A 25,494-nucleotide genomic window follows, 5' to 3' on the forward strand; every position below is an offset into this window, starting at 1 on the left:
GTCCGCGCCGATCATGTCGAGGCGGTCACGGCGTCGGCGACCGCCCCAGGCAGGTGCGTGAAGCCGGCGATATGCGGCCGGTCACGCGCGGCGCATCACTTCGGATAGCCGGCCTTCGTCATCTCGCGGTTCGTCAGCTGCTGGGCGTTCTGGATCGCCTGATCCGCACTCATCTGCCCGGCAAGCGCGGCGGAGAACATCTGCCCGACGGCCGTGCCGATGCCCTGGAATTCCGGAATGGCGACGAACTGTCCGCCCGTATACGGCACGTCCTGAACGGACGGCTTGTCGGGCGTCGCCGCCTGCATCGAATTCAAGGTCATCTCGGCGAAGGGCGCTTCCTTCTGGTATTCCTTGTTCTCGTAGAGCGAGGTACGGGTTCCCGGAGGTGCCGCGCGCCAGCCTTCCTTGTCGGCGACGAGCTTGGTGTAATCCTTCGACGTCGCCCAGGCGATGAACTGCTTGGCCGCATCTTCCGAATTCGTCGAGGTCGGAATGGCGAGGTTCCACGACCACAGCCAGTTGCCGTGGTTGTCGACGCCTTCCTTGTTCGGGAACTGCGCAAAGGCGACCTTGTCGGCGACGGTCGATTCATCGGGATCGGTCACGAAGGAGGCGGCGACCGTGGCGTCGATCCAGATGCCGCATTTGCCCTGCTGGAAGAGCGACAGGTTCTCGTTGAAGCCGTTCGAGGAGGCTCCCGGAGGGCCGTAATCGTTCATCATGTCGAGGTAGTCGTTGACCGCCGCTTTCCATTCCGGGCTGTCGAGCTGGGCCTTCCAATCCTTGTCGAACCAGGCCGCGCCGTAGGAATTCGCCATGGCCGTCAGAAACGCCATGTTCTCGCCCCAGCCCGGCTTGCCGCGCAGGCAGATACCGTAGACGTCGTTCGACTTGTCCGTCATCGCCTCGGCGGCTTTCTGGATATCCGACCAGGTCGGCTGATCGGGGATATCCACGCCCGCCTTTTCGGCGAGATCGGTGCGGTACATGACCATCGCCGATTCCCCGTAGAACGGCGCCGCATAGAGCTTGTCCTCATAGGTCAGCGCACTGCGGATCGCCGGCAGGATATCGTCGGTGTCGTAGCCGTCCGGCATGTCGTCGAGCGCGACGAGCCAGTTCTGCTTCGCCCAGATCGGCACCTCGTAATTGCCGATGGTCATGACGTCGTACTGACCGCCCTTGGTGGCGATATCCGTCGTCACGCGCTGGCGCAGCACGTTTTCTTCCAAAGTCACCCATTCCAGCTGGATATCCGGGTGCTTCTTGGTGAAATCCTCGGCGAGCTTCTGCATGCGGATCATATCGCCATTGTTGACGGTGGCGATGGTGATCGTTTCGGCATGCGCTGCGGCAGTGAAGGCGGCGACGGATACAGCGCCGGCCACCCAAATGGAGCGTCTCATCAGGTTTCCTCCGTTCCGCGTCTTTGGCCCGAAGGCCTCGCGGCTTATCAATATCGGAAAGACACGACACCGGATGTCGATATCGCATCCCTCTGCCCGCACCGAACGGCACGGACATTAAGGGCGAAGTTGCGCGAAACCGCGGCCCTCGCCTCATCTTCGGATATCTAAATTGTCGTCCGCTGCACGAAGGGAAAGACCCGACGGCAACTTGCGCAAGACTAGATCACGCGGTTTTGCCGCTGTCAAATAAATAAATCACTTTGATTTTGCAATTAATCGGGCAGCAGAATAAGTCCCGATTCCCTCGTGACTTAGCGCCAATGTCGCAGTGTTCCCAAAATTTAAAACCGGTGAGTTTCAAATCCTGAGACTGCGCGTTTATTCTTCGCGCTCCCAGGGCGGCACGCTGCCGAAATGTGCGCTCAGATAATCGATGAAGGCGCGCACCCGCGGCGACAGATTCCGCTTCTCCGAATAGAGCGCCAGAATGTCCGACCCGTCGTCGGCGTAATCCGGCAAGAGCCTGACGAGCCGCCCGGCCTTGATGTCCTCGCCGACGAGATAGGTCGAAAGCCGCGCGATCCCGAGGCCGGAAAGCGCCGCGTGATAGATCGCATCGGCGCTGTTCGCCTCGAAATTGCCGGTGAGCGGCACGGGATCGGTCCCCTCCGCCCCTTCCAGATGCCAGTCGTTCCAGCGCGTCACGGTCGACAGGCGCAGGCAATTGTGATGCGCGAGATCCTGGCGCGTCGTGGGGGTCCCGGCGCGCTTCAGATAGGCGGGCGCCGCGCAGATCACGCGCCGGTTGCGGGCGAGCTTGCGCGCCACCGCAAAACTGTCCTCCACCTGCTCGGTGAAGCGGATGGCGACGTCGATGCCCTCCGCCGCGAGATCGATCGGCCGATCCGTCACCTCGAGCGAGACCTTGAGCTCCGGATAGCGCGCCATGAACTCCGGCATGATCGGCAGAAGCTGTGCCTTGGCGAAGGCGACGGTGGCCGCGATCCGCAGGACCCCGACCGGCTGGCCGCTGATCGCGGTGGCGAGGTTTTCCGCCTCCGACACCCTGGCCGCGAGATCGGCGCAGCGCTCGTAGAAGGCGCGCCCCTCTTCCGTCAGCGACAGGCCGTGCTTGCTGCGGTTGAGAAGCCGCACCTTGAGCCGATCTTCCAGAAATCCGATCTGCCGGCTGACCGCCGACGGCGTCAGGCCGAGCGAGCGCGCCGCCGCCGAAAAGCTCTCGCTCTCCACCACGGTCGCAAACAGGATCATCTGGCTCGGAAGTTCCATCACACCTCGGCTTTGCAGCTGGGTCACAGCCCCTTTGACCCAAGGGCGCCTTCGCAAGCGCCGCCGCCGTCATTATTTGTGCATCACAGCACGATTATATTGCGCCGCAATATCGGCGTAGGGCCCGACACCATCAAGATAAAAACGGGTTCGTGGGAGCGCACCAAAGAGCGGTTGCAGGCGACTACCGCAATGCAGCACAGGTTGGCGAAAGCCCGTCGAGGCAGACTGCCGGCCCCCGAACCGAAATTTTAGACGGCAATCCCCCTGCCGTCCCATGATGGAGAAGCCACATGAAGACCCTCACTCTCGCACGCCCCGCTTCCGGGCCGCTCGCCGCACCGGCCTCGACCGTATCGATGGGCGATGGCGCGCGCACCCTCTTCTCGCGCGTCTGGACGTCCGTGAAGCAGCGCTACCAGTATGGCGAACTCGTGCGCGAGCTTCAGCGCTATCACGACCGCGACCTCGCCGATATGGGCTTCGACCGCAGCGAAATCCGTCGCGTCGCGTATGAAGGCGCCTACGGCCGCGCCCGCGCCTGATCGGCCGTTCTCCGGTCGGCCGTCCGTTCGCAAGACCGCTCGAAAAACCTCCATCACCCGTCCAGGCTGGCGGCAGCACCAAGCTCCGCTCGCCGGGGCGGATCGGCGCCGCGGCGTCCGCAGGTGATGCCGGCCGCCTCCGTGGCGAAGGCGAGAAGCGCCTCCACCTCGTCCCGCCGCAGCATGGAAAGCGCCTCGCGCGATTTCGTCGAGCGCTCTGAAAGGCCTGCGATCAAGGCGGCCATGAAACTGTCGCCCGCCCCGACCGTATCGACGACGTCGACCTCGGAGCCTTTGACGGACACCCGTCCGAACGAGCCGAAGGCTTCCGCCCCCTCCCGGCCATAAGTGACGACGACCAGGGTCGCGCCTGCCGCCCGCCAGCGTTCGGCGGTCTCCGCCGGCGGCGCGCTCGGATAAAGAAGTGCGAGATCCTCCTCGCTCACCTTGACGAGATCCGTCGTCGGCAGAAACGCATCGAGGCGTTCGCGCCAGAGGGATAGATCCGGCTCCACGTTGAGCCGCACATTGGGATCGAGCGTCACCAGCCGCTCGCCCGCCTCTCGCCCCAGAAGCGACAGCAGGCTCGTGCCGATCGGTTCGGTGACGAGTGAAAACGAGCCGGCATGCACGCCCCAGATATCGCGGCTGAAAACCGGCAGATCGGACAGGTTGACGGCCCGGTCCGCCGCCCCGTCTCCATAAAACGCATAAGACGGCGAGCCGTCTTTGCCGAGCGTCACCAGGCTCAAGGTCGTGCGTCGGCTGGAGCGCAGAAGAAACCCGGTCTCCACGCCTTCCGTCTTGAGTGCCGCAAAAAGCTTTTCGCCCAGAAGATCGGTCGAAAGACCGGTGAAGAGCGCCGCCTCCTGGTCGAGACGCGCGAGCCCGACGGCGACGTTGAAAGGCGATCCGCCGATGCGCGCGTCGAAAGAGAGCCCTTCGCCCTGATCCGAACCGTAAAGATCCCAGAGCGCCTCGCCGCAGACGACGAACATCAGGCCGCTCCTGTCGGAATGTGAGGAAAGCCTCGCTGCATCTTCTCCTCCCGCCGGCTGCCTGTTTTTCTCGGCCCGTTTGTGGCCTGTCTTTCCGGCCTTATGATCTTGCTCGGCGGGCCGGGATGGCCGGCGGCGCCGCGCTCGGGCCGGCGGCTTCCACACGAGCCGACCCCCAGAGATGGGCAGCGCAGCGCCGCCTGACCGGCAGCCATGGCGCACGTACCCATCCACATCGGACACCTAAAGTCAATAACTAAATCACATTGGTTTTTTAATTTCCTTTCGGCTAGCCTGCCCTGCCGCAAGAGGACGAACCGCAAGGACTGCGAAGGCACGGCGAGATGCGAGGCGGAGACACAACCGGGCTGCGCGCCTACAACGAGCGCCTGATCATCCACGCGCTCCTGCGCGCCGGCGCCTTGTCGAAGGCGGAGATCGCGCGCGAGACCGGCCTCTCCGGCCAGGCCGCCTCGGTCATCGTCAACCGCCTCCTCGCCGAAGGTCTCCTCATCAAGCGCGACAAGGTCCGCGGCCAGGTCGGCCAGCCGTCGACCCCGATCGCCCCCAATCCGAAGGGCGCCTTTTCTCTCGGCGTCAAGATCGGCCGCCGCAGCGTCGAGGCGATCCTGGTCAATCTTCTGGGCGAGGTCATCGCATCCGCCCAGGAAAGCTACGACGCACCCCTGCCCGAAGAGACGGTCCGCCTCGCCATCGCCCAGGCGAGCGACCTTCTCGCCTCCCTCGACGCCTCCTCCAGAAAGCGCGTCGTCGGCCTCGGCATCGCCATGCCGAGCGAGCTTGAGTCCTGGGCGCCGGAGCTCGATCTCGCGCCGGGCACCCTCGACGCCTGGCGCGACATCGACGTCGCCGCAGCGCTTCAGGAGGCGACGGGCCTCCCCGCCTCCCTCCACAACGACGCGACGGCCGCCTGCGCCGCGGAAGTCATCCTGGGCGATGCCGTCACCCGCCGCAGCGCGCTCTACCTTTATCTCGGCACCTTCATCGGCGGCGGCATCGTCATCGACGGCAAGCTCTATCGCGGCGAGCAGTTCAACGCCGGCGCCATCGGCTCCATGCCGACCGCCCATCAGAGCGCCACGGGCGCGCCGCAGCAGCTCATCCACACCGCCTCCATCATCCAGCTGCAGCAGGCCTTCATCGAGGAAGGCATCGACGCCGGCGAGGCGCTTCTGCGCGGCGACGACGTTCCGGGGGCGGCACGTATCTTCGATGTCTGGGCCCTGCAGGCGGCAGAGGAAATGGCCCGCGCCGTCATCTCGGCCATGAGCGTCATCGATTTCGAGACGATCGTGGTCGACGGCCTGCTGCCACCGGCCTGGCGCACCCGCATCACCGGCCACCTCGCCGAGGCCGTGCAGGATTTCAACCGCCTCGGCCTCAGCCGGGCCGAGATCGTCTCAGGCTCTGTCGGGCCGATGGCGCGGGTTCTGGGCGCCGCCATGCTGCCGCTCCAGGCACGCTTTTCGCCGAACACCGACCTCCTCGTGCGCCAGACGATTACGCGCCAGAGCGACGCCGAAGCCGCGCCTTCGTTCGCAAACGAGCCGCAGGCCGGATAGCCGCCGTCCGCAGCCGCAATCCGCAGGCGCTGTCCGCCCGCTCTTTGCATTCGGGCCGGCTTGTGCCCATCATGGCTCCAAACAAGAAAACGATTTCTCTCGGGGGTCCATCCTCGCGAGAAACCGAGGAAACCCTCTTGAGGACCGTCCATGAGTCTCGCCCCCATGAGCCTCGCCCCATGAGCCTCACTGCCGCGCGCAGCGTTGAGCCTGCGCCGCGCGTTCCCGAATTCGGGCCCTGGCTCGCCCAGGCCTCGATCCTCGTCGTCGACGACGAGCCGGGCATGCGCAATTTTCTCGTCCGCACGCTGAAGCCCCGCTGCAAGCGCCTGGAAGAGGCCGCCGACACGGCCGAAGCCTCCAAAAGGCTCGACGAGCATCATTTCGACGTCGTCATTCTCGACAACATCATGCCCGGCAAGAGCGGCGTCGAATGGCTGACGGAACAGCGCGAGATCGGCCTTTTCGCCGATGCGATCCTGATCACCGCCTATGCCGATCTCGAAACCGCCATCCAGGCGCTGCGCGCCGGCGCCGTCGATTTCGTCTTGAAACCCTTTCGCTCCAACCAGATCCTCAACGCCGTCGCGCGCTGCCTCGACCGCATCCGTCTGCAGCGCGAAATCCATGTCCTGCGCCACGAATTGCGCTCCACCGCCGATCACATGCTGCTGCGCGACAAGCTGATCGGCCATTCCGCCGGCATCGGCGAGGTGCGCGACACCATCGCCCGCGTGGCGCCCCTGCCGACCTCGGTTCTCATCACCGGCCAGTCCGGCACGGGCAAGGAGGTGGCGGCGCGCTCCATCCACGCCCTCTCCGAGCGCGCCGACAAGCCCTTCGTCGCCGTCAATTGCGCCGCCATGCCGACCGACATGCTGGAGGCGGAGCTTTTCGGCCACCTCAAAGGCGCCTTCACCGGCGCCGATGCGGGCCGCGAGGGCCTCTTCATCCATGCCCATGGCGGCACGCTCTTTCTCGACGAGATCGCCGAACTGCCGCTTGCCATGCAGAGCAAGCTCCTGCGCACGATCGAAGACCGGCGCGTGCGCCCGGTCGGCTCGGAGCGCGAAGTGCCGGTCGATGTGCGCTTCATCTTTGCCACCAATGCCGACCTCGAAACCGCCGTCGAAGAGGGCCGCTTCCGCACCGATCTCTTCTACCGCATCAACGTCATGCAGATCGCCATGCCGCCGCTCGCCGCCCGCGGCGAGGACGTGATCGAGCTCGCCACCCTCTTCATGCAGCGCCTGTCGAAGCAGCTCGGCATGCCCCCGGTCGAAATCGATGCCGCGGTACGCGCGGGCCTCGCCGCCTATGACTGGCCCGGCAATGTCCGCGAGCTCCGCAACCTCATCGAGCGCTCGCTCATCCTCGGCCGCTTCCCGCCGGAATTTCGCGGCGATCCCGCCCCCGGCGCGGAAGGCACGCACGCCCCCGATATCACCGGCGAACCGGGCGAAGCACTCGAAGAGGTGGAGCGCCGCCATATCCTGCGCGTTCTGGAAGCGACCGGCGGCAACCGCGCCGAGGCCGCCCGCCGCCTCGGCATCTCGCGCAAGACCATCGATCGCAAATGCTCAGCCTGGAACCTCTGAGCTGGAGCCGCTGAGATGAGTTTGGAGCCGGCGCAGCCCGGCCCTGAGAGGATCGGCGAAAAAATCGGCCGCCACCGCTCGGTTCGCTTCCGCCTCCTGGCGATCGCGCTCCTGCCGACCTTCGTCATCCTGCCGCTTCTTCTCGGCGTCACCATCGTCCGCTGGAACGCGAAATTCGACCAGCTTCTGAAGTCGAAGGTGCATGGCGACCTCACCATCGCCGACCAGTATTTCAACCGCATCCTGGAGACGACCGGCGACGAGATCGACGCGCTCGGCCGCTCCGCCGAATTCCGGGACGTGGTCGAGGCCGGCGCGCCCGCCCCGCTCGCATCTTATCTGGAGAAGAGCCGCAAGGCGCTCGGCCTCGATTTTCTCTATCTCGTCAGCACAGGCGACGGCGTGCGCGCCACTTCCCCGTCCGGCGCAGCCCCGAACCTTTCGGGCGACCGGCCGGTCGTCCAAAGCGCCCTTGCCGGCAAGCCCACGACGGCAATCGACATCTTTTCCGGCGACGACCTCGCCGCCATTTCGCCGGCGCTTGCCGCGCAGGCGCGCCTTCCCCTCGTCGACACGCCCAACGCCGTGCCGACCGACAAGACGGCCGAAACCCGCGGCATGGTCGTGCATTCGGCAAGCCCCGTCAGACTGCCCGGCCAGGGCCCCGCCGCCCTCGTCGGCGGCCTCCTCCTCAATCAGAACCTCGTCTTCATCGATACGATCAACGACCTCGTCTACCGCGAGGAGAGCCTGCCCGCCGGCAGCCAGGGCACGGCGACCCTTTTTCTCGACGATGTGCGCGTCTCCACCAATGTCCGGCTTTTCGAGGACAAGCGCGCCCTCGGCACCCGCGTCTCCGCCGCCGTGCGTTCCGCCGTCCTCGGCGAAGGCCGCGTCTGGCTCGACAGCGCCTTCGTCGTCAACGACTGGTACATCTCCGCCTACGAGCCGATCACCGACAGTTTCGGGCGCCGCGTCGGCATGCTCTATGTCGGGTTCCTGGAAGCACCGTTTCAGCGCACCAAGCTCGTCTCGCTTCTCACCCTCATCGCCGCCTTCGCCGCCGTCACCGCCTTGAGCGTGCCGCTCTTCCTGCGCTGGGCGGGCTCCGTCTTCCGCCCCTTGGAGCGCATGACGGAGACGATCTCCAAGGTGGAGGCCGGCGATATGAGCGCCCGCACCGCCCTTCCCGACAATGAAGACGAGATCGCCCGCGTCGCCGCCCATCTCGACGGGCTTCTCGATCAGGTGCAGGAGCGCGACCGGCAACTCCGCTCCTGGAACGAGGAGCTCAACGCCCGCGTCGCGGACCGCACGCGCGAGCTGAGCGAAGCGAACCGCCAGCTCGAGGCGACGACGAAACAGCTCATCATGTCGGAAAAGCTCGCGGCCATCGGCGAGATCACGGCGGGCGTCGCCCACGAGATCAACAATCCCGTCGCCGTCATGCAGGGCAATCTCGAAGTCATGCGCTCGATCCTCGGCGACGCCGCCGCCCCCGCCGAAACGGAGATCCGCCTCATCGACGAACAGATCGACCGCATCGGCCAGATCGTGACGAAGCTCCTGCAATTCGCCCGGCCGGAGGAATATGCGGGCTTCGTCGAGAGCCACGCCCCCGCCGACGTCGTCGCCGACTGCCTGCCCCTCGTCCAGCATCTCCTCAACAAGGCGGAGATCGAGGTGGCGCGCCGCTACACCGCCACCCGCCTCGTCCTCATGAACCGCACCGAGCTGCAGCAGGTGCTGGTCAACCTCATCGTCAACGCCATCCACGCCATGCCGGAGGGCGGCCGGCTGACGATTACGACCTCCGATACGGATCGCGACGGCACGCCGGGCATTCAGATCGCGGTCGAAGACACCGGCACCGGCATCCCCCCGGAGGTGCTGTCGAAAATCTTCGATCCCTTCTTCACCACCAAGCGCCAGGAGGGCACCGGCCTCGGCCTCTCGATCAGCCAGACGCTGATCGTTCAGCAGGGCGGCTCCCTGACGGTCACAAGCACGCCGGGCGAAGGCACGACCTTCGTGATCTGGCTTCCCGAAGCGCGCTGACGGCACCAGATCGCCCCGCCACGCCCTCGGCGTCACAGAGACAATTTGTCCTATTTTTGCTGACGTCTCTTCCCGCCCGAGGGACGTTTTGTCCTTCTGCCCCTCGACAAGACTCCCGGAAAACCGCGGCTTTCCCGCCTCCCCCGTTCTGGCATCCCTCTTGCGTAGCGTCCTCACGCCACGCCGAAAAAACGGGCGGGCGCTGCGCGGCCATGCTCCGCGCAGGGAGGAAACGACAAGGGGCGCTCACTTGCCGAAAGACCGCGATCACGCGGCGCGGCGGGGCGAGCCCGGGAGGGAAAATCGCGACATGTTCGACAGCCTCAAGAAGGAACACATCGTCGCCGGCGAGAACTTCAACCGTTGGAAGGTTCCGCCGGCCTCGATCGCCATCCATCTGTGCATCGGCTCCGTCTATGCCTGGAGTATCTTCAACCCGCCGCTGACGCGTGAATTCGGCGTCGTCGCCGCCTCCGCCGGTGACTGGAGCCTGCAATCCGTCGTCTGGATCTTCTCCGTCGCCATCGTCTTTCTGGGCCTTGCCGCGGCCTTCGCCGGCAAGTGGCTCGAAGAAGTCGGCCCGCGCATGGTCGGGGTCGTCGCGGCGCTCTGCTGGGGCGGCGGCTTCATCGTCGGCGGCCTCGGCATCGTCACCCACCAGCTCTGGCTCGTCTATCTCGGCTACGGCGTCATCGGCGGCTGCGGCCTCGGCCTCGGCTATGTCTCGCCCGTCTCGACCCTGATCCGCTGGTTCCCGGACCGGCGCGGCATGGCGACCGGCATGGCCATCATGGGCTTTGGCGGCGGCGCCATGATCGCCACGCCGATCAAGGAATTTCTGCTGCGCACCTTCTATGAGGTTCCGACCTATCTCGGGCCGGAAAGCGCCGTCTCCCTCGTCACCGAGGGCGGTCGCCGCATGGCCGAGGTCAACGGCCAGATGGTCGAGGTCGTCGTCGCCGGTGCCAAACAGGTCGCCGCAGCCCCCGTCGCCATCGAGCCCGGCATCTACGTCGCCGGCACCGGCAACACCGGCGCCGCGATGACCTTCTTCACCCTCGGCGTCATCTACTTCGTCGTCATGGTCATCGCCTCCTTCTCCTACCGCGTACCGCGGGAGGGCTGGAAGCCGGCCGGTTGGGAGCCGGCCGCCGCGCATGTCGCCCAGCGCAAGATGATCTCCGACAACGACGTCCACATCGACCAGGCGCTGAAGACGCCGCAATTCTATCTTCTGTGGATCGTGCTCTGCTTCAACGTCACCGCGGGCATCGGCGTCATCGGCGTCGCCAAGACCATGATGACGGAGATTTTTGGCACCACCCTGCCGTTGATCGTGAACTCCGCCTTCGCGGCGACCTACGTCTTCATGATCTCGGTCTTCAACATGGTCGGCCGCTTCCTGTGGGCTTCGGCATCGGACTATATCGGCCGCAAGAACACCTATTATTGCTTCTTCGTTCTTGGCACGATCCTCTATCTGTCGATCCCGTTTGCGGCCCAGCAGGTGAGCGTCGATCCGGCGGTGACGTGGCTCGTCATGTTCTACGCCGCGACGATGATCATCTTCACCATGTATGGCGGCGGCTTTGCCACCATCCCCGCCTATCTCGCCGACATTTTTGGCACCAAATATGTGGGCGGCATCCATGGCCGGCTTCTGACGGCGTGGAGCACCGCGGGCGTTCTCGGCCCCCTCGCCATCACGCAGCTGCGGGAAATGTCCCTGTCGAACGCGATCCACGATCTCGCGGCCCGCATCGATCCTTCCGTCTTCCGGGAGAAATTCGGCGCCGGCATCGATCAGCTCGACCAGATGATCGCCGCCAATACGGTGACGATCGGCCGGCTGATGGAGATCGCCCCCGCCGGCACCGTCGATCCGACGCCGAGCCTCTACAACACCACCATGTACTGCATGGCGGGGCTCCTGGTGCTCGCGCTCATCGCCAATTCCCTCGTCCGTCCGGTGCACGAGAAGCACCATATCGACGAGACGACGGAGGAGATCGAAGGGCGCGTCGTCGCCGCCGCCGAATGATGGGACTTGCGGCCGGGCATCATGCCCGGCCGTCTTTTTCCCCTGCGGCAGGGCGCGTCACCCGGCCGCCGTTTAGCTCCCAGGCCGAGCGTCGCGCCCGGCCCTCTCTCATCGCCATGACCGGGCCCTTGCCCCGTCCGGCTTTTCTCAACGCCCGCATCCTGTATCGTGGGCACGTCGCAGGCGGGCCGAAGATCCGCAAGGCGGCGGGAGACGCTCATGATCGACAAGCTGGAAATGTTCATCGCGCTTGCCCGCGAAAAACATTTCGGCCGCGCCGCAGAGGATTGCCGCGTCACCCAGCCGACGCTCTCCTCGGCGATCAAGCAGCTCGAAGATCAGTTCGGCGTCATGCTGGTGCGCCGCGGCTCGCGCTATCAGGGGCTGACGCCGGAAGGCCAGCGCGTCCTGGAATGGGCGCGCCGCATCGTCGCCGACGTCCGCTCCATGCAGGAGGACCTGAGAACTGCGCGCTACGGCCTCTCCGGGCATCTGCGCATCGCCGCCATCCCGACGGCGCTCTCCGCCGTCGCCGAGCTGACCGCGCCCTTTGCGGAGGCCCATCCCGGCATCACCTTCACCGTCCTGTCGCGCAATTCGGTCGAGATCCTGTCGCTTCTGGAAAATCTCGAGATCGATGTCGGCATCACCTATCTCGACAACGAGCCGCTCGGCCGCGTCACCACCGTGCCGCTCTACGAGGAGCGCTACGCCTTCGTCACCCAGGCGGACGGGCCGCATGCCGGCAAGTCGAGCATCACCTGGAAAGAGGTGGCGGCCGCGCCGCTCTGCCTGTTGACGCCCGACATGCAGAACCGCCGCATCGTCAATCAGAAGATGGGCGAGGCCGGTGCGAGCGCCAATCCGACGCTCGAATCCAACTCCGTCATCACCCTCTTCGCCCATGTGCGCACCGGCCGCTGGTCGAGCGTCATGCCCTGGCGGCTGGTGGACGCCTTCGGACGTCTGGACAATCTAACGGCGATCCCGATCGTGGAACCGGAGGCCGTGGAAAGCATCGGCCTCGTCGCCGCCTACCGCGAGCCGCACACGCCGGTTCTTGCCGCCCTTCTCGCCGAAGCCCGCAAGGTCTCGCAGCTTCTGCCCCGAGAGAAACAACCCTCGGCCTAGCGCTCGATAGGTTTTCCCGATCACTCGACGGGATAACGCTATTGATAAGACATGACGTCGCGCGTCAAAATTACCGCAATAAGAAATCCGGCAAAAACAATCGCCGGCCATGGGAGGAAGAATGACTGCCCAGACAGGCGCAGCGGACATTGCCGTCCGCGCCACAGCGATCGTCGATGCCAACGCCGCCCTCGAAGGCCCGCTCCTGCCGATCCTGCACGATCTCCAGGAAGAGTTCGGCTGCGTGCCGGAAGAGGCCGTGCCGGTCATCGCCAACCGCCTCAATCTGAGCCGCGCCGAAGTCCATGGCGTCGTCAGCTTCTATCCCGACTTCCACCACACCCCCTCCGGCCGCCATGTGCTGAAGGTCTGCCGCGCCGAGGCCTGCCAGTCGATGGGCGGCGAAAAAATCGCCGACCGCGTGCGCTCGGCCCTCGGCATCGACTGGCATGAGACGACGCCCGACGGCGCCGTCACGCTCGAACCCGTCTACTGCCTCGGCCTCTGCTCCTGCGCCCCGGCCGCGATGCTCGACGGCGAGGTGACCGGCCGCCTCGACGAAACCCGCCTCGCCCCGCTTCTCGACGAGGCCCGGCGATGACCGATCCCGTCAAAGGCCCCATCAAGGTTTACGTCCCGCGCGATGCCGGCGCGCTGGCGCTCGGCGCCGACAAGGTCGCGGCCGAAATCGCTCGCGAGGCGGAGGCCCGCGGTCTCGATATCCGTCTCATCCGCAACGGCTCCCGCGGCCTCTTCTTCCTGGAGCCGATGGTCGAGGTGGCGACCGAAGACGGCCGTCTCGCCTATGGCCCGGTCGCTCCGGGCGACGTCGCCTCTCTCTTCGATGCGGGCTTTCTCACGGGCGGCGACCACCCCCTCGCCCAGGGCGAAACCGAAAAAATCCCCTTCCTCGCCCGCCAGACCCGCCTCACCTTCGCGCGCTGCGGCATCATCGATCCGCTCGATCCGGCCGATTACGAGGCGCATGGCGGCCTGAAGGGGCTGCGCAATGCCGTCATGATGACGCCCGAAGAGATCGTCGAGACGATGATCACGTCGGGGCTCCGCGGTCGCGGCGGCGCCGGCTTCCCGACCGGCATCAAGTGGAAGACCGTCGCCGAAGCGAAAGGCGAGCAGAAATACATCGTCTGCAACGCCGACGAGGGCGACAGCGGCACCTATTCCGACCGCATGATCATGGAGGGCGACCCCTTCATGCTGATCGAGGGCATGGTGATCGCGGGCCTCGCCACCGGCGCGACGCGCGGCTACGTCTACACCCGCTCCGAATATCCGCATGCGATTGCGACGATGCGCGACGCGATCGCCATTGCCCGCAGCCACGGCTTTCTCGGCCCCGACATTCTGGGCTCGGGCCACGCCTTCGACATGGAAATCCGCATGGGCGCCGGCGCCTATGTCTGCGGCGAGGAAACCTCGCTCCTGAACAGCCTGGAAGGCAAGCGCGGCGTCGTGCGCGCCAAGCCGCCGCTTCCCGCGCATGAGGGCTTTCTCGGCCGCCCGACCGTCGTCAACAACGTCATCTCGCTTGCGACCGTGCCGGCGATCCTCGACCACGGGCCGGAATTCTTCCGCGATTTCGGCGTCGGCCATTCGCATGGCACGATCCCGATCCAGATCGCGGGCAACGTCAAGAATGGCGGCCTCTTCGAGATCGCCTTCGGCCTCACCTTGCACGAGCTCGTCGACGAGATCGGCGGCGGCACCAGAAGCGGCCGCCCGGTCAAGGCGGTGCAGGTCGGCGGCCCGCTCGGCGCCTATTTCCCGCTCGCCCTCTTCGACACGATCTTCGATTACGAAGCCTATACGGCGAAGAACGGCCTGATCGGCCATGCCGGCATCGTCGTCTTCGACGACACCGTCGACATGCTGAAGCAGGCCCGCTTCGCCATGGAATTCTGCGCCATTGAATCCTGCGGCAAGTGCACCCCCTGCCGCATCGGCTCCGTGCGCGGTGTCGAGGTCGTCGACAGGATCGCGGCGGGCGAGGATCCTGACGCGCAGATCGCCCTCATGACCGACCTCTGCCAGACCATGCGCTTCGGTTCGCTCTGTGCCCTCGGGGGCTTCACGCCCTTCCCGGTCCTGAGCGCGATCGAACATTTCCCCGACGATTTCCGCCCCACCCCCTTCGCCGAAGCCGCCGAGTAAAACCGAGGAGCAGCCTGATGAGCCTCATCCACGAAATCGACTACGGCACCCCCGCCTCCACCTCCGAAGAGACGGTGTCGCTCACGATCGACGGCTTCGAGATCAGCGTCCCGGCCGGCACCTCGGTCATGCGCGCGGCCGCCGAAGCCGGCATTCAGGTGCCGAAACTCTGCGCCACCGACATGGTAAAATCCTTCGGCTCCTGCCGCCTCTGCCTCGTCGAGATCGAGGGACGGCGCGGCACCCCCGCCTCCTGCACCACGCCGGTCACCCCCGACATGGTCGTGCATACCCAGACGCCGCGCCTCAAGGAGATCCGCCGCGGCGTCATGGAGCTCTATATCTCCGACCACCCGCTCGACTGCCTCACCTGCGCGGCGAACGGCGATTGCGAACTCCAGGACATGGCGGGCGAGGTCGGCCTGCGCGACGTGCGCTACGGCTATGACGGTGCCAACCACGTCAAGGCGAGGAACAACGGCGAGGCGAACCCGCGCTATCGGCCGAAGGACGAAACCAATCCCTATTTCACCTTCGATCCCACGAAATGCATCGTCTGCTCGCGCTGCGTGCGCGCCTGCGAGGAGGTGCAGGGCACCTTCGCGCTGACGATCGAAGGCCGCGGCTTCGGCTCCGTGGTCGCCGCCGGCCAGGACGAAGAGTTCCTGGCATCAGAATGCGTCTCCTGCGGCGCCTGCGTCCAGGCCTGCCCGACGGCGACGCTCCAGGAAAAGTCGGTGATCGAGAACGGCCTGCCGGAGCATGCGCGCGTCACCACCTGCGCCTATTGCGGCGTCGGCTGCTCCTTCAAGGCGGAGATGCGCGGCGAGGAACTCATCCGCATGGTCCCCTACAAGGAAGGCAAGGCGAACCGCGGCCATTCCTGCGTCAAGGGTCGCTTCGCCTATGGCTATGCCAACCACAAGGACCGCATCCTCAACCCGATGATCCGCGAAAAGATCACCGATCCCTGGCGCGAGGTCTCCTGGGAGGAGGCGCTCGCCCATACGGCGTCCGAATTCCGCCGCATCCAGCATCAATACGGCCGCTCCGCGCTCGGCGGCATCACCTCCTCGCGCTGCACCAACGAGGAGACCTTCATCGTTCAGAAGCTGGTGCGCGCCGGCTTCGGCAACAACAATGTCGACACCTGCGCCCGCGTCTGCCATTCGCCGACCGGCTACGGCCTCAAGACCACGTTTGGCACCTCCGCCGGCACGCAGGATTTCGACAGCGTCGAGAAGACCAACGTCGTCATCCTGATCGGCGCCAATCCGACCGACGGCCATCCCGTCTTCGCCTCCCGCCTCAAGAAGCGTCTGCGCGAAGGGGCCAAACTCATCGTCATCGATCCGCGCCGCATCGATCTCGTGCGCTCGCCGCATATCGAGGCGTCCTATCACCTCCCCCTGAAGCCGGGCTCCAACGTCGCCATCCTGACCGCACTCGCCCATGTCGTCGTCACCGAAGGCCTCTTCGACGAGGCCTTCATCCGCGAGCGCTGCGACTGGGACGAGTTCCAGGATTGGGCGGCCTTCGTCTCCGAGCCGCGCAACTCACCGGAGGAAGTGGAAAAAATCTCCGGCGTGCCGGCCGCCGCCATCCGCGGCGCGGCACGTCTCTATGCGACCGGCGGCAACGGCGCGGTCTATTACGGCCTCGGCGTGACGGAGCACAGCCAGGGCTCCACCACCGTCATGGCGATCGCCAATCTCGCCATGGCGACCGGCAATCTCGGCCGCCCGGGCGTCGGCGTGAACCCGCTCCGCGGCCAGAACAACGTCCAGGGCTCCTGCGATATGGGCTCCTTCCCGCATGAGCTGCCGGGCTATCGCCATATCTCCGACGAGGCGACGCGCGACATCTTCGAAAAGCTCTGGAACGTCACCCTCGACGACGAGCCGGGGCTTCGGATCCCCAACATGCTCGATGCGGCCGTCGACGGCACCTTCCGCGGCATCTACATCCAGGGCGAGGACATCCTGCAGTCCGACCCCGATACCAAGCATGTCGCCGCCGGCCTCGCCGCCATGGAATGCGTCGTCGTCCACGACCTCTTCCTCAACGAGACGGCGAATTACGCCCATGTCTTCCTGCCGGGCTCCACCTTCCTGGAGAAGGACGGCACCTTTACGAACGCCGAGCGGCGCATCAACCGCGTCCGCCGCGTCATGGCGCCGAAGAACGGCTATGCCGATTGGGAGGTGACGCAGCTTCTGGCGAACGCGCTCGGCTGCGGCTGGAACTACACCCATCCGCGCGAGATCATGGCCGAAATCGCGGCCACCACGCCGAGCTTTGCCGGCGTCACCTACGACATCCTGGAAAAGGAAGGCTCGGTGCAATGGCCGTGCAACGAGAAGGCGCCGCAGGGCACGCCGGTCATGCATGTCGGCGGCTTCCAGCGCGGCAAGGGCAAATTCGTCGTCACCGAATATGTGGCGACGGATGAAAAGACCGGCCCGCGCTTCCCGCTCCTTCTGACGACCGGCCGCATCCTCACCCAGTACAATGTCGGCGCGCAGACGAGGCGCACGGCGAACACCGTCTGGCACGAGGAAGATCGCCTCGAAATCCATCCCCACGACGCCGAACAGCGCGGCATCAAGGACGGCGACTGGGTGCGGCTCGCGAGCCGCTCCGGCGAGACCTCGCTGAAAGCCCGCATCACCGACCGCGTCGCGCCGGGCGTCGTCTACACGACCTTCCACCATCCGGGCACGCAGGCGAACGTCATCACCACGGATTTCTCCGACTGGGCGACCAACTGCCCGGAATACAAGGTGACCGCCGTCCAGGTCGCGCTGTCGAACGGACCGAGCGACTGGCAGCAGGAATATGAGGAGCAGACCCGTCAGGCCCGCCGCATCGCCCCGGCAATGGAAGCGGCGGAGTGAGAGAGGCGCCGAATGAGGACGCGAGGATGACGCAAAAGACCCATCACCCGGTCGCCCGCATCGCCCATCGCCTCGGCAAGGCGCGGCCGGGCGAACGCGACCTGCCGGAAGAGACGGCCATCGCCCTCACCTATGGCGGCACCACCCAGGCGGTGATGATGGCGACCCCGGCCGATCTCGTCGATTTCGCCGTCGGCTTCACCCTGACGGAGGGCATCGTCGACACGGCCGAGGCGATCGACGCCGTCGATATCGTCGAGCTCGAAGACGGCATCGACGTGCAGATCATGCTCGCCGAGGAGGCGGACCAAAAGCTCGCCGAACGCCGCCGCCACCTCGCCGGTCCCGTCGGCTGCGGTCTCTGCGGCATCGAGAGCCTGGAAGGCGCCATGCGCCAGCCGCCCGTCGTCCCCACCTCCGATCTCACGTTGTCGCCGGCCGACATCGCCCGTGCCATGGGCGCGCTCTCCCGGGCCCAGCCGCTGCACGCCGCAACGCGCGCCGTGCATGCCGCGGGCCTCTACGCTCCGGGCGAAGGCCTCGTCGCCGTGCGCGAGGACGTCGGCCGCCACAATGCGCTCGACAAGCTCGCAGGCGCGCTTGCCCGCCGCGCCATCCCGGCCGCCAATGGCGCCATCGTCCTGACGAGCCGCGTCTCGGTCGAAATGGTGCAGAAGGCGGCGGTCGCCGGCAGCCCGATCCTGCTTGCCGTCTCGGCCCCCACGGCACTTGCCGTGCGCATGGCGGAGGCCGCCGGCATCACCCTCGTCGCCATCGTCCGCGACCGCGACTTTGAAGTCTTCACCCATCCCGAGCGAATTACCGACGGCACTGTCGACACCGGAAAGGTCTCCCATGTCGCCTGACAAACTCGCCTATATGGCGAACCAGATCGCCACCTTCTTCAAGAGCCGCCCGGAACACGAGGCCGCCGCCGGCGTCGCCGACCACATCAACTCCTTCTGGGAACCGCGCATGCGCGCAAAACTCTTCGAGATCCTGGATGCGGGCGGCACCGGCCTCGACCCCCTCGTCGCCGAAGCCGCCCCGATGATCCGCCAGCCGAAGCCCGAGCGCGCCTGAACAGGAGCGCACCCGCCCCTTTCGAACACCATCCCGAAAGACGGCGCCCGGCCCCCGCCGGACGCCCCCGTCAAAATCCCTCGTCTCAGATCTCGCCGCGGCCCATCCGCCCGGCGATATGGTCCGCCTGCCGCAGCGCCAGCGCCACGATCGTCAGGGTCGGGTTCTCCGCCGCCCCGGTCGTGAATTGCGAGCCGTCTGAGACGAAGAGATTGTCGATGTCGTGCGTCTGGCCGTAGCGGTTGACGACGCCGTCGCGCGCATTCTCGCTCATCCGGTTGGTGCCGAGATTGTGCGTCGAGGGATAAGGCGGCGTATGGATCGTGCGCACCGCGCCCACCGCATCATAGATCGCCGACCCTTGGGTGTAGGCATGCTGGCGCATGGCGTTGTCGTTCGGATGATCGTCGAAATGCACGTCCGGGATGGGCATGCCGAAATCGTCGGTCTCGTCTGACAGCGTGACGCGGTTTTCCGCCCGCGGCATGTCCTCGCCCACGATCCAGATGCCGGCCATGTTGCTGTAGCCGTCCATCGCGGAGGCGAAATCCCGCCCCCATTTGCCGGGATCGAGAAACGCCGCCATGAACGGCAGGCCGAGCGACAGGGTCTCGAACTCGTAGCCGCCGGCAAAGCCGCGCGAGGTGTCGTGCTTTGCCTCGTCGCGCACGATCCCCGCCATGGTCGTGCCGCGATACATGTGCACCGGCTTGTCGAACACCGCATAGACCGAGCCGGTCGTGTGGCGCATGTAATTGCGGCCGACCTCGCCGGAGGAATTTGCGAGCCCGTCCGGGAATTTCGACGAATGCGAATTGAGGAGAAGCCGCGGGCTCTCGATCGAATTGCCGGCAACGCAGACGATGCGCGCCTTCTGCCTCTGCTCGCGCCCCTCTTTGTCGGCGTAGACGACGCCGGTCACGCGGCCCTCGTCATTGTGCTCGATGCGCAGAACCTGACAGTCCGGCCGCACTTCGAGCTTTCCGGTCGCCTCGCCTTTCGGGATTTCCGCCACCAGCGTCGACCATTTGGCGCCGGATTTGCAGCCCTGGAAACAGAAGCCGATCTGCAGGCAGGAAGCCCGTCCGTCGCGGGGCTCGGAATTGATCGCCATCCGCCCGGTATGCACCTCCTTGTAGCCGATCTTGCGGGCACCGGCCTCCAACACCTTGAAGTTGTTGTTGCCGGGCAGGCCGGGAATGCCGTTGGTGCGCGTCACGCCCATCCGGTCTTCGGCCATGGCGTACCACGGCTCCATCTCGTCAAGGTCGATCGGCCAGTCGAGAAGCGTCGCGCCTTCGATCTCGCCGTAATGCGTCTTCGTCTTGAACTCGTGCTCCTGGAAGCGCAGCGAGGCGCCCGCCCAGTGGACGGAGGAGCCGCCGACCGCCTTCACGATCCAGGCCGGCAGGTTCGGAAAATCCTTCGCCACCCGCCAGTCGCCGGAGGTGAGACGCTTGTCCTTCCAGGCGAGCTGCGTGAAGGAATCCCATTCGTCGTTGATGAAATCCCAGGTTTCGTGGCGCGATCCCGCCTCCAGGATCACCGTATCGATGCCCTTGAGGGCGAGCTGCGTGCCGAGCGTGCCGCCACCGGCGCCCGAGCCGATGATGACGACGACGCTGTCGTCGTTCTTGTCGTAAGGAGCAGACATGTCGTTTCCTCCCGGACTCCGATGGCTGGCCGCGCATGCGCAAGCGCAGCCGAACGAGCCCGTCTTTTCTGGTGCGTTTCGTCGCTGAGACTGCCGGCCTAGAGCCAGGCGATGTCGTCGAAGCCGCGGTCGATATAGCCGCCCTTGTCCGCCGACGCCCCTTCGTAGCCGAAGATCGGCCACAGCTCCTTCTGGTTGTAGAGGCCGACGACGAGGTTCGAACGCACCTTCTGCATGAAGGGCTCGTCTGCGATCGCTTCCAGAAGCGCGACCCGGTCCGCCTCGTTCTCGATCGCCGCGTAATCGGCGCCATGGGCGTCATGCGCGGACTTGTCGAGTGCGGCGACCCCTTCTTCGAGCAGGTTGAGCTCGTCCTCCGAGGCACGTGCCGCCTCGTCGAGGATATCGACCGCCTTGGCGTAGTAGCGGTCTTCGAGCTGGTCGTGCGGATAGCAGTCGCGCGACATCTGCACGAGGGTCGCGAAAGTCTCCGGCTTCGTGGAACGGGGCATCTGCGCCCAGGCGCGCCCGACCACCGTCCCCGCCGGCGTAATCGTCATGGCGAGAAGCCCGCTTCCCACTTTCAGGAAGCCGCGTCTCGTCGGTCGTGTGAGGCTCGTCATCTTGCATTTCCTCCTAGGGATTTTTTCTTGATTGGGAGCGCCGCTTATTGCGCGGTCGTCTCCGCGGTTTGGGGCCGGCGCCAGGCGCCGGCCCGCAAACTCACTTGTAGCGGCCCTGCCGCTCCAGAACTTCGATCTTGTAGCCGTCCGGATCCTCGATGAAGAAAAACCGCGCCAGCGCTTTGCCCTCATGCGTCATCGCCTTGATATCCTTGGGCGAAAGCCCGGCGGCCACGAGGCGCTGATGCTCGCCTTCGAGATCGGCGACGGAGACCGCCATATGGCCGTAGCCGTTGCCGAGCTGATACGGCTGGCTCTGATCCTTGTTGATCGTCAGCTCCAGCTCGAACTCGCTCTCGTCATTGGCGAGATAGACGAGCGTGAAATCGTCGAAGTCGAAGCGTCCGGCGACCTTCAGGCCGAACGCCTTGTCGTAGAACTCGACCGAACGCGCCTCTTCGGCAACGCGGATCATCATGTGAATTATCTTCGCCACAATCGTCCTTTCATGTCTCGCGCCATCGGGCGGCTCGGCGGACGAGGCGGACGGTTCTGGCGCGGCGCGGACATCGAGCCGCCCCGTCGGTGCCAGCAATCTTTGCGCCCGGTGGAGCGCATCGGCGGCGCGCCCGGTCGGCCGAAATTGCCGGTGCGGCGCGCCTCTTCCTCATCCGCCAGCTCATCCCGGCTGACGGTTGAAGTCTACTGCCCTGCCCGCAAGGCAGGTAGTATCATGATAATACAATTGCGCTTTTGCCCGCGCGCCTCGGCCTCTTGCGACCGAAATGGCCCTCATCGGCGATCGCGCGCGCCTCTCGCGCCGCCTCGCGCCGCGGGGTCCGGCCTCAGCCGAGCGCCACGGCCTCGCCGGAAACGCCCGTCGGGCGCTGCGTCTTGCCGGCGGCAAGCCCCGCCTTCTCCTCGGGCTGCGCGGCGGCGCCGCGCCGCTCCAGATGCACGAGGCAGGTGCAGCGCAGGAGCGAGGAGAAGTTCCGCGCCTCGCCATGCAGTGCGAGCACCTCGTCGTGCAGCGTCGTCAGAAACTTGGCGAGCGAAAACCCCTGCTCGGCGGCGAGCTCTTCGAGCACCTGCCAGAAGGCCGTCTCCAGCCGGATCGAGGTGGCATGGCCGGAGAGCCGGATGGAGCGGGTCTCGCTGTCGTAGAGTTCGCGGGGCATGCCCGCAAAGAGATGGCACATCGTCGACCTCGTTCCGCTGTTCCCGCCTCTCGGACATCAGTAAACGGCGGAAGCGGCGGCGAAGACAAGCATCTTCTGTTCCGCCCGCGGGGTCGCGCCTCCGCCCAACCCCCTCCACGTCACAAGGGGCCACGCGGCGGACACATCCCCCGACACGCCTGCCGGCCACCTTGCGCCGCTCGGAAATGACGGCACCGCCCCATCCGCCACAAAAGCTCCCGCAAGAAAAACCCGTTCCCGCCCCTGCGTCAGCCGGCGTTTCTCAGAAAATCTCTGCATTGTCGTCCCGATCTGACTTGAAGTTTCAGGCAAACCGGTGCGACAACATGCACCGAGCGGAATAAAACAAAGAACCGCTCCGCGGCTGCTGTGAACAAAAGACGGCGGGGCCGCAGGGAGGATGACAATGCTTCCCCGCAAACCCGCTGCGCATTGGGCAACTGTGATCAGGCGGGGAAATGTCGGAATTCATTCTCGAGACCGAGAATCTCACGAAGTATTTTGCCGGCTTCGCGGCGGTCAGTGGCGTCAATCTCGGGGTCCGTGAGGGCACGATCCATGCTCTCATCGGCCCGAACGGCGCCGGCAAGACGACCTGCTTCAACCTCATCACCAAATTCCTGCAACCGAGCTCGGGCACGATCCGCTACGCCGGCCACGACATCACCCGGTCGACGCCGCATCACGTGGCGCGGGACGGGCTCGTGCGCTCGTTTCAGATCTCCGCGGTCTTCCCGCATCTGACGGCGCTCGAAAACGTCCGCCTGGCGCTGCAGCGCCCGACCGGCCTCTCCTTCCATTTCTGGAAGTCGAGCCGGGTTCTGGAGCGGCTGCACGAGCGCGCCTACGAGCTTCTCTCAGCCGTCGGCCTGTCGGAATTCACCGACACGTTGGCCGTCGAGATGCCCTATGGCCGCAAGCGCGCGCTCGAGATCGCCACGACGCTGGCGCTCGAACCCAAGGTCATGCTCCTCGACGAGCCGATGGCAGGCATGGGCCATGAGGACATCGCCCGCGTCTCCGATCTCATCCGCCAGGTGGCGCAGAACCGCACCGTCCTGATGGTGGAACACAATCTCGAAGTCGTCGCCGATCTCTCCGACACGATCACGGTCCTGCAGCGCGGCCAGATCCTGGCGGAAGGCAGCTACGACGAGGTCTCACAAAACCCCGAGGTCCGGGAGGCCTATATGGGCACGGGCGACGAGGCGGAGGCATGAGCGTGCGCAAGACCATCCTCGAAGTCTCCGATCTCAACGCCTGGTACGGCGAATCCCACGTTCTCCACGGCGTCGATTTCGAAGTCCGCGAAGGCGAGGTCGTCAGCCTTCTGGGGCGCAACGGCGCCGGCAAGACGACGACTTTGCGCTCCATCATGGGCCTCGTCGGGCGCCGCTCCGGCTCGATCCGCTTCGACGACCAGGAGCTCATCGACCTGAAGCCCGACAAGGTCGCCCGCCGCGGCATCGCCTATTGCCCGGAAGAGCGCGGCATCTTTGCGAGCCTCACCGTGGAAGAGAACCTTCTCCTGCCCCCCGTCGTGCAGAAGGGCGGCCTGCCCATCCCCGAAATCTACGAGCTCTTTCCGAACCTGAAGGAGCGGCTTCTCGGCGCCTCCGGCACCCGCCTGTCCGGCGGCGAGCAGCAGATGCTGGCGATCGGCCGGATTCTGCGCACCGGGGCGAAACTCCTCCTGCTCGACGAGCCGACGGAAGGCCTCGCCCCCGTCATCGTCCAGCAGATCGGCGCCAGCGTGCGCCGCCTGCAGGAGCTCGGCTTCACCGTTCTGCTGGTCGAACAGAACTTCCATTTCGCCGCCCGCCTCGCCGACCGTCACTACGTCATCGAGCATGGCCGCGTCGTCGACCGCTACCAGCGCGACGACATCAAGACGCGCATGGGCGAACTCAACGAACTTCTGGGCGTGTAACGGACGGCGCCCGGAACACCACAAAAAGTCCAAACGAGAGGAGAACCCCAATGAGCATCAAATCGGTCGCCCTGGCCTCAACCGCGCTTGCCGCACTCGCCGCGATGGTGGGCGCCGCCCAGGCGGAGATTTCCGACAACGTCGTCAAGATCGGCGTCCTCAACGACCGCTCCGGCCTTTATGCCGATCTCTCCGGCGAAGGCTCCGTCGTCGCCGCCCGCATGGCGGTGGAAGATTTCGGCGGCAAGGTCGGTGACGCCAATATCGAAGTCGTCTCCGCCGACCATCAGAACAAGCCCGATGTCGGCTCTTCCATTGCCCGCGAATGGATCGACCAGGACGGCGTCGACGTCATCGTCGACGTGCCGACCTCCTCCGTGGCGCTCGCCGTCCAGCAGGTGACCTCGGAAAAGGATACGGCGTTTCTCGATTCCGGCGCCGGCTCGACCGCGCTCACCAACGACCAGTGCGCCCCGACCTTCGTGCACTGGACCTACGACACCTACGCCATGTCGGTCGGCACCGGTAAGGCGGTCGTCGAACAGGGCGGCAAGAGCTGGTTCTTCCTGACCGCCGATTACGCCTTTGGCCATCAGCTCGAAAAGGACACCTCGGCGGTCGTGAAGGAGAATGGCGGCGAGGTTCTGGGCTCCGTCAATCACCCGCTCTCCACCTCCGACTTTTCCTCCTTCCTGCTGCAGGCGCAGGCCTCGGGCGCCGATGTCATCGGCCTTGCCAACGCCGGCGGCGACACCACCAACGCGATCAAGCAGGCGAACTCCTTCGGCATCGTCCAGGGCGGCCAGAAGCTCGCGGCCCTTCTGGGCTTCATCACCGATGTCGACGCCCTCGGCCTCGATGTCGCGAAGGGCCTGACGCTGACGACGGGCTTCTACTGGGACCGCACCGACGAGACGCGGGAATTCGCCGATCGCTTCGCCGAGAAGATGAACGGCCAGAAGCCGACCATGGTGCAGGCCGGCGTCTATTCCGCCGTCACGCATTATCTGAAAGCCGTGGACGAGATCGACGATGACGGCGGCGAAGCGGTCGTCACCCAGATGAAGAAGATGCCGATCAACGACTTCTTCGCCGAGAACGGCAAGATCCGCGAGGACGGCCGCATGGTCCACGACATGTATCTCGTCGAGGTGAAGGGCCCGGACGAGTCCAAAGGCAAGTGGGACTATTACAACATCGTCAAGACGATCCCGGGCGATGAGGCCTTCCAGCCGCTCGACAAGGGCAGCTGCAAGCTCGTCAGCAACTGATCGTCCCTG

Annotated in this window: 21 protein-coding genes; 14 read left to right on the forward strand and 7 right to left on the reverse strand. The window is 65.7% G+C overall.

From position 1 onward, the window contains the following. Positions 1 to 95: 95 nt before the first annotated feature. Together L0F51_RS08120 and L0F51_RS08125 are read right to left on the reverse strand one after the other, a co-directional pair. Positions 96 to 1,409 (reverse strand): sugar ABC transporter substrate-binding protein, encoded by a 1,314-nt coding sequence (locus L0F51_RS08120; protein WP_234628694.1) that lies wholly within the window; start codon positions 1,407 to 1,409, stop codon positions 96 to 98. 381 nt (positions 1,410 to 1,790) lie between these two features. Then, on the reverse strand, positions 1,791 to 2,702 hold the full coding sequence (locus L0F51_RS08125) for a LysR family transcriptional regulator (protein ID WP_234628695.1): 912 nt from the start codon (positions 2,700 to 2,702) through the stop codon (positions 1,791 to 1,793). 293 nt (positions 2,703 to 2,995) lie between these two features. Here L0F51_RS08125 and L0F51_RS08130 point away from each other — a divergent pair, with 293 nt between their 5' ends. After that, entirely contained in the window at positions 2,996 to 3,247 is a 252-nt protein-coding gene (locus L0F51_RS08130) for a DUF1127 domain-containing protein (RefSeq protein ID WP_234628696.1), read from the forward strand. A 53-nt stretch (positions 3,248 to 3,300) separates the two neighbouring features. Here L0F51_RS08130 and L0F51_RS08135 read toward each other — a convergent pair whose 3' ends face one another. After that, complete coding sequence (locus L0F51_RS08135) at positions 3,301 to 4,245, reverse strand: carbohydrate kinase (protein WP_234628697.1); 945 nt, start codon at positions 4,243 to 4,245, stop codon at positions 3,301 to 3,303. Between the two features lie 344 nt (positions 4,246 to 4,589). On the opposite strand from L0F51_RS08135, the gene L0F51_RS08140 reads away from it, so the two are divergent. From L0F51_RS08140 to L0F51_RS08185, 10 genes are all read left to right on the forward strand, one after another. Next, positions 4,590 to 5,828, forward strand: a complete 1,239-nt coding sequence (locus tag L0F51_RS08140; RefSeq protein ID WP_234628698.1) for an ROK family transcriptional regulator — start codon at positions 4,590 to 4,592, stop codon at positions 5,826 to 5,828. A 179-nt stretch (positions 5,829 to 6,007) separates the two neighbouring features. Next, a complete protein-coding gene (locus tag L0F51_RS08145) occupies positions 6,008 to 7,426 on the forward strand; it encodes a sigma-54 dependent transcriptional regulator (RefSeq protein WP_234628699.1) in 1,419 nt (472 codons plus the stop codon). A 15-nt stretch (positions 7,427 to 7,441) separates the two neighbouring features. After that, the gene (locus tag L0F51_RS08150) at positions 7,442 to 9,484 is read left to right on the forward strand and encodes an ATP-binding protein (protein ID WP_234628700.1); all 2,043 of its coding nucleotides are present in this window, start codon (positions 7,442 to 7,444) and stop codon (positions 9,482 to 9,484) included. 310 nt (positions 9,485 to 9,794) lie between these two features. Continuing rightward, positions 9,795 to 11,525, forward strand: coding sequence for an OFA family MFS transporter (locus tag L0F51_RS08155; protein ID WP_234628701.1), 1,731 nt, complete (start codon positions 9,795 to 9,797; stop codon positions 11,523 to 11,525). A gap of 219 nt (positions 11,526 to 11,744) precedes the next feature. Next, entirely contained in the window at positions 11,745 to 12,656 is a 912-nt protein-coding gene (locus tag L0F51_RS08160) for a LysR family transcriptional regulator (RefSeq protein ID WP_234628702.1), read from the forward strand. Positions 12,657 to 12,777: 121 nt separating this feature from the next. Then, on the forward strand, positions 12,778 to 13,257 hold the full coding sequence (locus L0F51_RS08165; RefSeq protein ID WP_128291285.1) for a formate dehydrogenase subunit gamma: 480 nt from the start codon (positions 12,778 to 12,780) through the stop codon (positions 13,255 to 13,257). Further along, on the forward strand, positions 13,254 to 14,828 hold the full coding sequence (locus L0F51_RS08170) for an NADH-quinone oxidoreductase subunit NuoF (RefSeq protein WP_234628703.1): 1,575 nt from the start codon (positions 13,254 to 13,256) through the stop codon (positions 14,826 to 14,828). The genes L0F51_RS08165 and L0F51_RS08170 overlap by 4 nt, the downstream gene beginning before the upstream one ends. 17 nt (positions 14,829 to 14,845) lie before the next feature. After that, complete coding sequence (fdhF, locus tag L0F51_RS08175) at positions 14,846 to 17,725, forward strand: formate dehydrogenase subunit alpha (protein ID WP_234628704.1); 2,880 nt, start codon at positions 14,846 to 14,848, stop codon at positions 17,723 to 17,725. A gap of 26 nt (positions 17,726 to 17,751) precedes the next feature. After that, on the forward strand, positions 17,752 to 18,591 hold the full coding sequence (gene fdhD / locus L0F51_RS08180) for a formate dehydrogenase accessory sulfurtransferase FdhD (protein ID WP_234628705.1): 840 nt from the start codon (positions 17,752 to 17,754) through the stop codon (positions 18,589 to 18,591). After that, on the forward strand, positions 18,581 to 18,808 hold the full coding sequence (locus L0F51_RS08185) for a formate dehydrogenase subunit delta (RefSeq protein ID WP_234628706.1): 228 nt from the start codon (positions 18,581 to 18,583) through the stop codon (positions 18,806 to 18,808). Before fdhD ends, L0F51_RS08185 begins: the two co-directional genes overlap by 11 nt. Positions 18,809 to 18,893: 85 nt before the next feature. Here the strand turns inward: L0F51_RS08185 and L0F51_RS08190 are convergent, their stop codons facing one another. The 4 genes from L0F51_RS08190 to L0F51_RS08205 form a co-directional block, all read right to left on the reverse strand. Further along, complete coding sequence (locus tag L0F51_RS08190; RefSeq protein ID WP_234628707.1) at positions 18,894 to 20,462, reverse strand: GMC family oxidoreductase; 1,569 nt, start codon at positions 20,460 to 20,462, stop codon at positions 18,894 to 18,896. 98 nt (positions 20,463 to 20,560) lie between these two features. Next, positions 20,561 to 21,085 (reverse strand): gluconate 2-dehydrogenase subunit 3 family protein, encoded by a 525-nt coding sequence (locus L0F51_RS08195; RefSeq protein WP_234628708.1) that lies wholly within the window; start codon positions 21,083 to 21,085, stop codon positions 20,561 to 20,563. Positions 21,086 to 21,185: 100 nt separating this feature from the next. Further along, a complete protein-coding gene (locus tag L0F51_RS08200) occupies positions 21,186 to 21,581 on the reverse strand; it encodes a VOC family protein (RefSeq protein WP_234628709.1) in 396 nt (131 codons plus the stop codon). A gap of 349 nt (positions 21,582 to 21,930) precedes the next feature. After that, positions 21,931 to 22,284: a ribbon-helix-helix domain-containing protein gene (locus L0F51_RS08205; RefSeq protein ID WP_234628710.1), complete on the reverse strand. Its 354-nt coding sequence runs from the start codon at positions 22,282 to 22,284 to the stop codon at positions 21,931 to 21,933. 458 nt (positions 22,285 to 22,742) lie between these two features. On the opposite strand from L0F51_RS08205, the gene L0F51_RS08210 reads away from it, so the two are divergent. From L0F51_RS08210 to L0F51_RS08220, 3 genes are read left to right on the forward strand one after another with little or no spacing between them, the layout of a single operon-like run. Then, positions 22,743 to 23,504, forward strand: coding sequence for an ABC transporter ATP-binding protein (locus tag L0F51_RS08210; protein WP_234628711.1), 762 nt, complete (start codon positions 22,743 to 22,745; stop codon positions 23,502 to 23,504). Further along, positions 23,501 to 24,214 (forward strand): ABC transporter ATP-binding protein, encoded by a 714-nt coding sequence (locus tag L0F51_RS08215; protein WP_128291278.1) that lies wholly within the window; start codon positions 23,501 to 23,503, stop codon positions 24,212 to 24,214. Before L0F51_RS08210 ends, L0F51_RS08215 begins: the two co-directional genes overlap by 4 nt. 56 nt (positions 24,215 to 24,270) lie before the next feature. Then, positions 24,271 to 25,485 carry an ABC transporter substrate-binding protein gene (locus L0F51_RS08220; RefSeq protein ID WP_370642381.1) on the forward strand — a complete coding sequence of 405 codons (1,215 nt, stop codon included), beginning with the start codon at positions 24,271 to 24,273 and terminating at the stop codon, positions 25,483 to 25,485. Positions 25,486 to 25,494: the final 9 nt, after the last annotated feature.

Source organism: Afifella sp. H1R (genome assembly GCF_021462425.1).
GTDB lineage: Bacteria > Pseudomonadota > Alphaproteobacteria > Rhizobiales > Afifellaceae > Afifella > Afifella aestuarii.

Coding starts and splice junctions, on each gene's coding strand:
- L0F51_RS08190 (WP_234628707.1), bottom strand. CDS start 20,462: ATGTCTGCTCCTTACGACAAGAACGACGACAGCGTCGTCGTCATCATC.
- L0F51_RS08205 (WP_234628710.1), bottom strand. CDS start 22,284: ATGTGCCATCTCTTTGCGGGCATGCCCCGCGAACTCTACGACAGCGAG.
- L0F51_RS08160 (WP_234628702.1), top strand. CDS start 11,745: ATGATCGACAAGCTGGAAATGTTCATCGCGCTTGCCCGCGAAAAACAT.
- L0F51_RS08165 (WP_128291285.1), top strand. CDS start 12,778: ATGACTGCCCAGACAGGCGCAGCGGACATTGCCGTCCGCGCCACAGCG.
- L0F51_RS08170 (WP_234628703.1), top strand. CDS start 13,254: ATGACCGATCCCGTCAAAGGCCCCATCAAGGTTTACGTCCCGCGCGAT.
- L0F51_RS08135 (WP_234628697.1), bottom strand. CDS start 4,245: ATGTTCGTCGTCTGCGGCGAGGCGCTCTGGGATCTTTACGGTTCGGAT.
- L0F51_RS08195 (WP_234628708.1), bottom strand. CDS start 21,085: ATGACGAGCCTCACACGACCGACGAGACGCGGCTTCCTGAAAGTGGGA.
- L0F51_RS08140 (WP_234628698.1), top strand. CDS start 4,590: ATGCGAGGCGGAGACACAACCGGGCTGCGCGCCTACAACGAGCGCCTG.
- L0F51_RS08215 (WP_128291278.1), top strand. CDS start 23,501: ATGAGCGTGCGCAAGACCATCCTCGAAGTCTCCGATCTCAACGCCTGG.
- L0F51_RS08155 (WP_234628701.1), top strand. CDS start 9,795: ATGTTCGACAGCCTCAAGAAGGAACACATCGTCGCCGGCGAGAACTTC.
- L0F51_RS08125 (WP_234628695.1), bottom strand. CDS start 2,702: ATGGAACTTCCGAGCCAGATGATCCTGTTTGCGACCGTGGTGGAGAGC.
- L0F51_RS08150 (WP_234628700.1), top strand. CDS start 7,442: ATGAGTTTGGAGCCGGCGCAGCCCGGCCCTGAGAGGATCGGCGAAAAA.
- fdhD (WP_234628705.1), top strand. CDS start 17,752: ATGACGCAAAAGACCCATCACCCGGTCGCCCGCATCGCCCATCGCCTC.
- L0F51_RS08120 (WP_234628694.1), bottom strand. CDS start 1,409: ATGAGACGCTCCATTTGGGTGGCCGGCGCTGTATCCGTCGCCGCCTTC.
- L0F51_RS08210 (WP_234628711.1), top strand. CDS start 22,743: ATGTCGGAATTCATTCTCGAGACCGAGAATCTCACGAAGTATTTTGCC.
- L0F51_RS08130 (WP_234628696.1), top strand. CDS start 2,996: ATGAAGACCCTCACTCTCGCACGCCCCGCTTCCGGGCCGCTCGCCGCA.
- L0F51_RS08185 (WP_234628706.1), top strand. CDS start 18,581: ATGTCGCCTGACAAACTCGCCTATATGGCGAACCAGATCGCCACCTTC.
- fdhF (WP_234628704.1), top strand. CDS start 14,846: ATGAGCCTCATCCACGAAATCGACTACGGCACCCCCGCCTCCACCTCC.
- L0F51_RS08145 (WP_234628699.1), top strand. CDS start 6,008: ATGAGCCTCACTGCCGCGCGCAGCGTTGAGCCTGCGCCGCGCGTTCCC.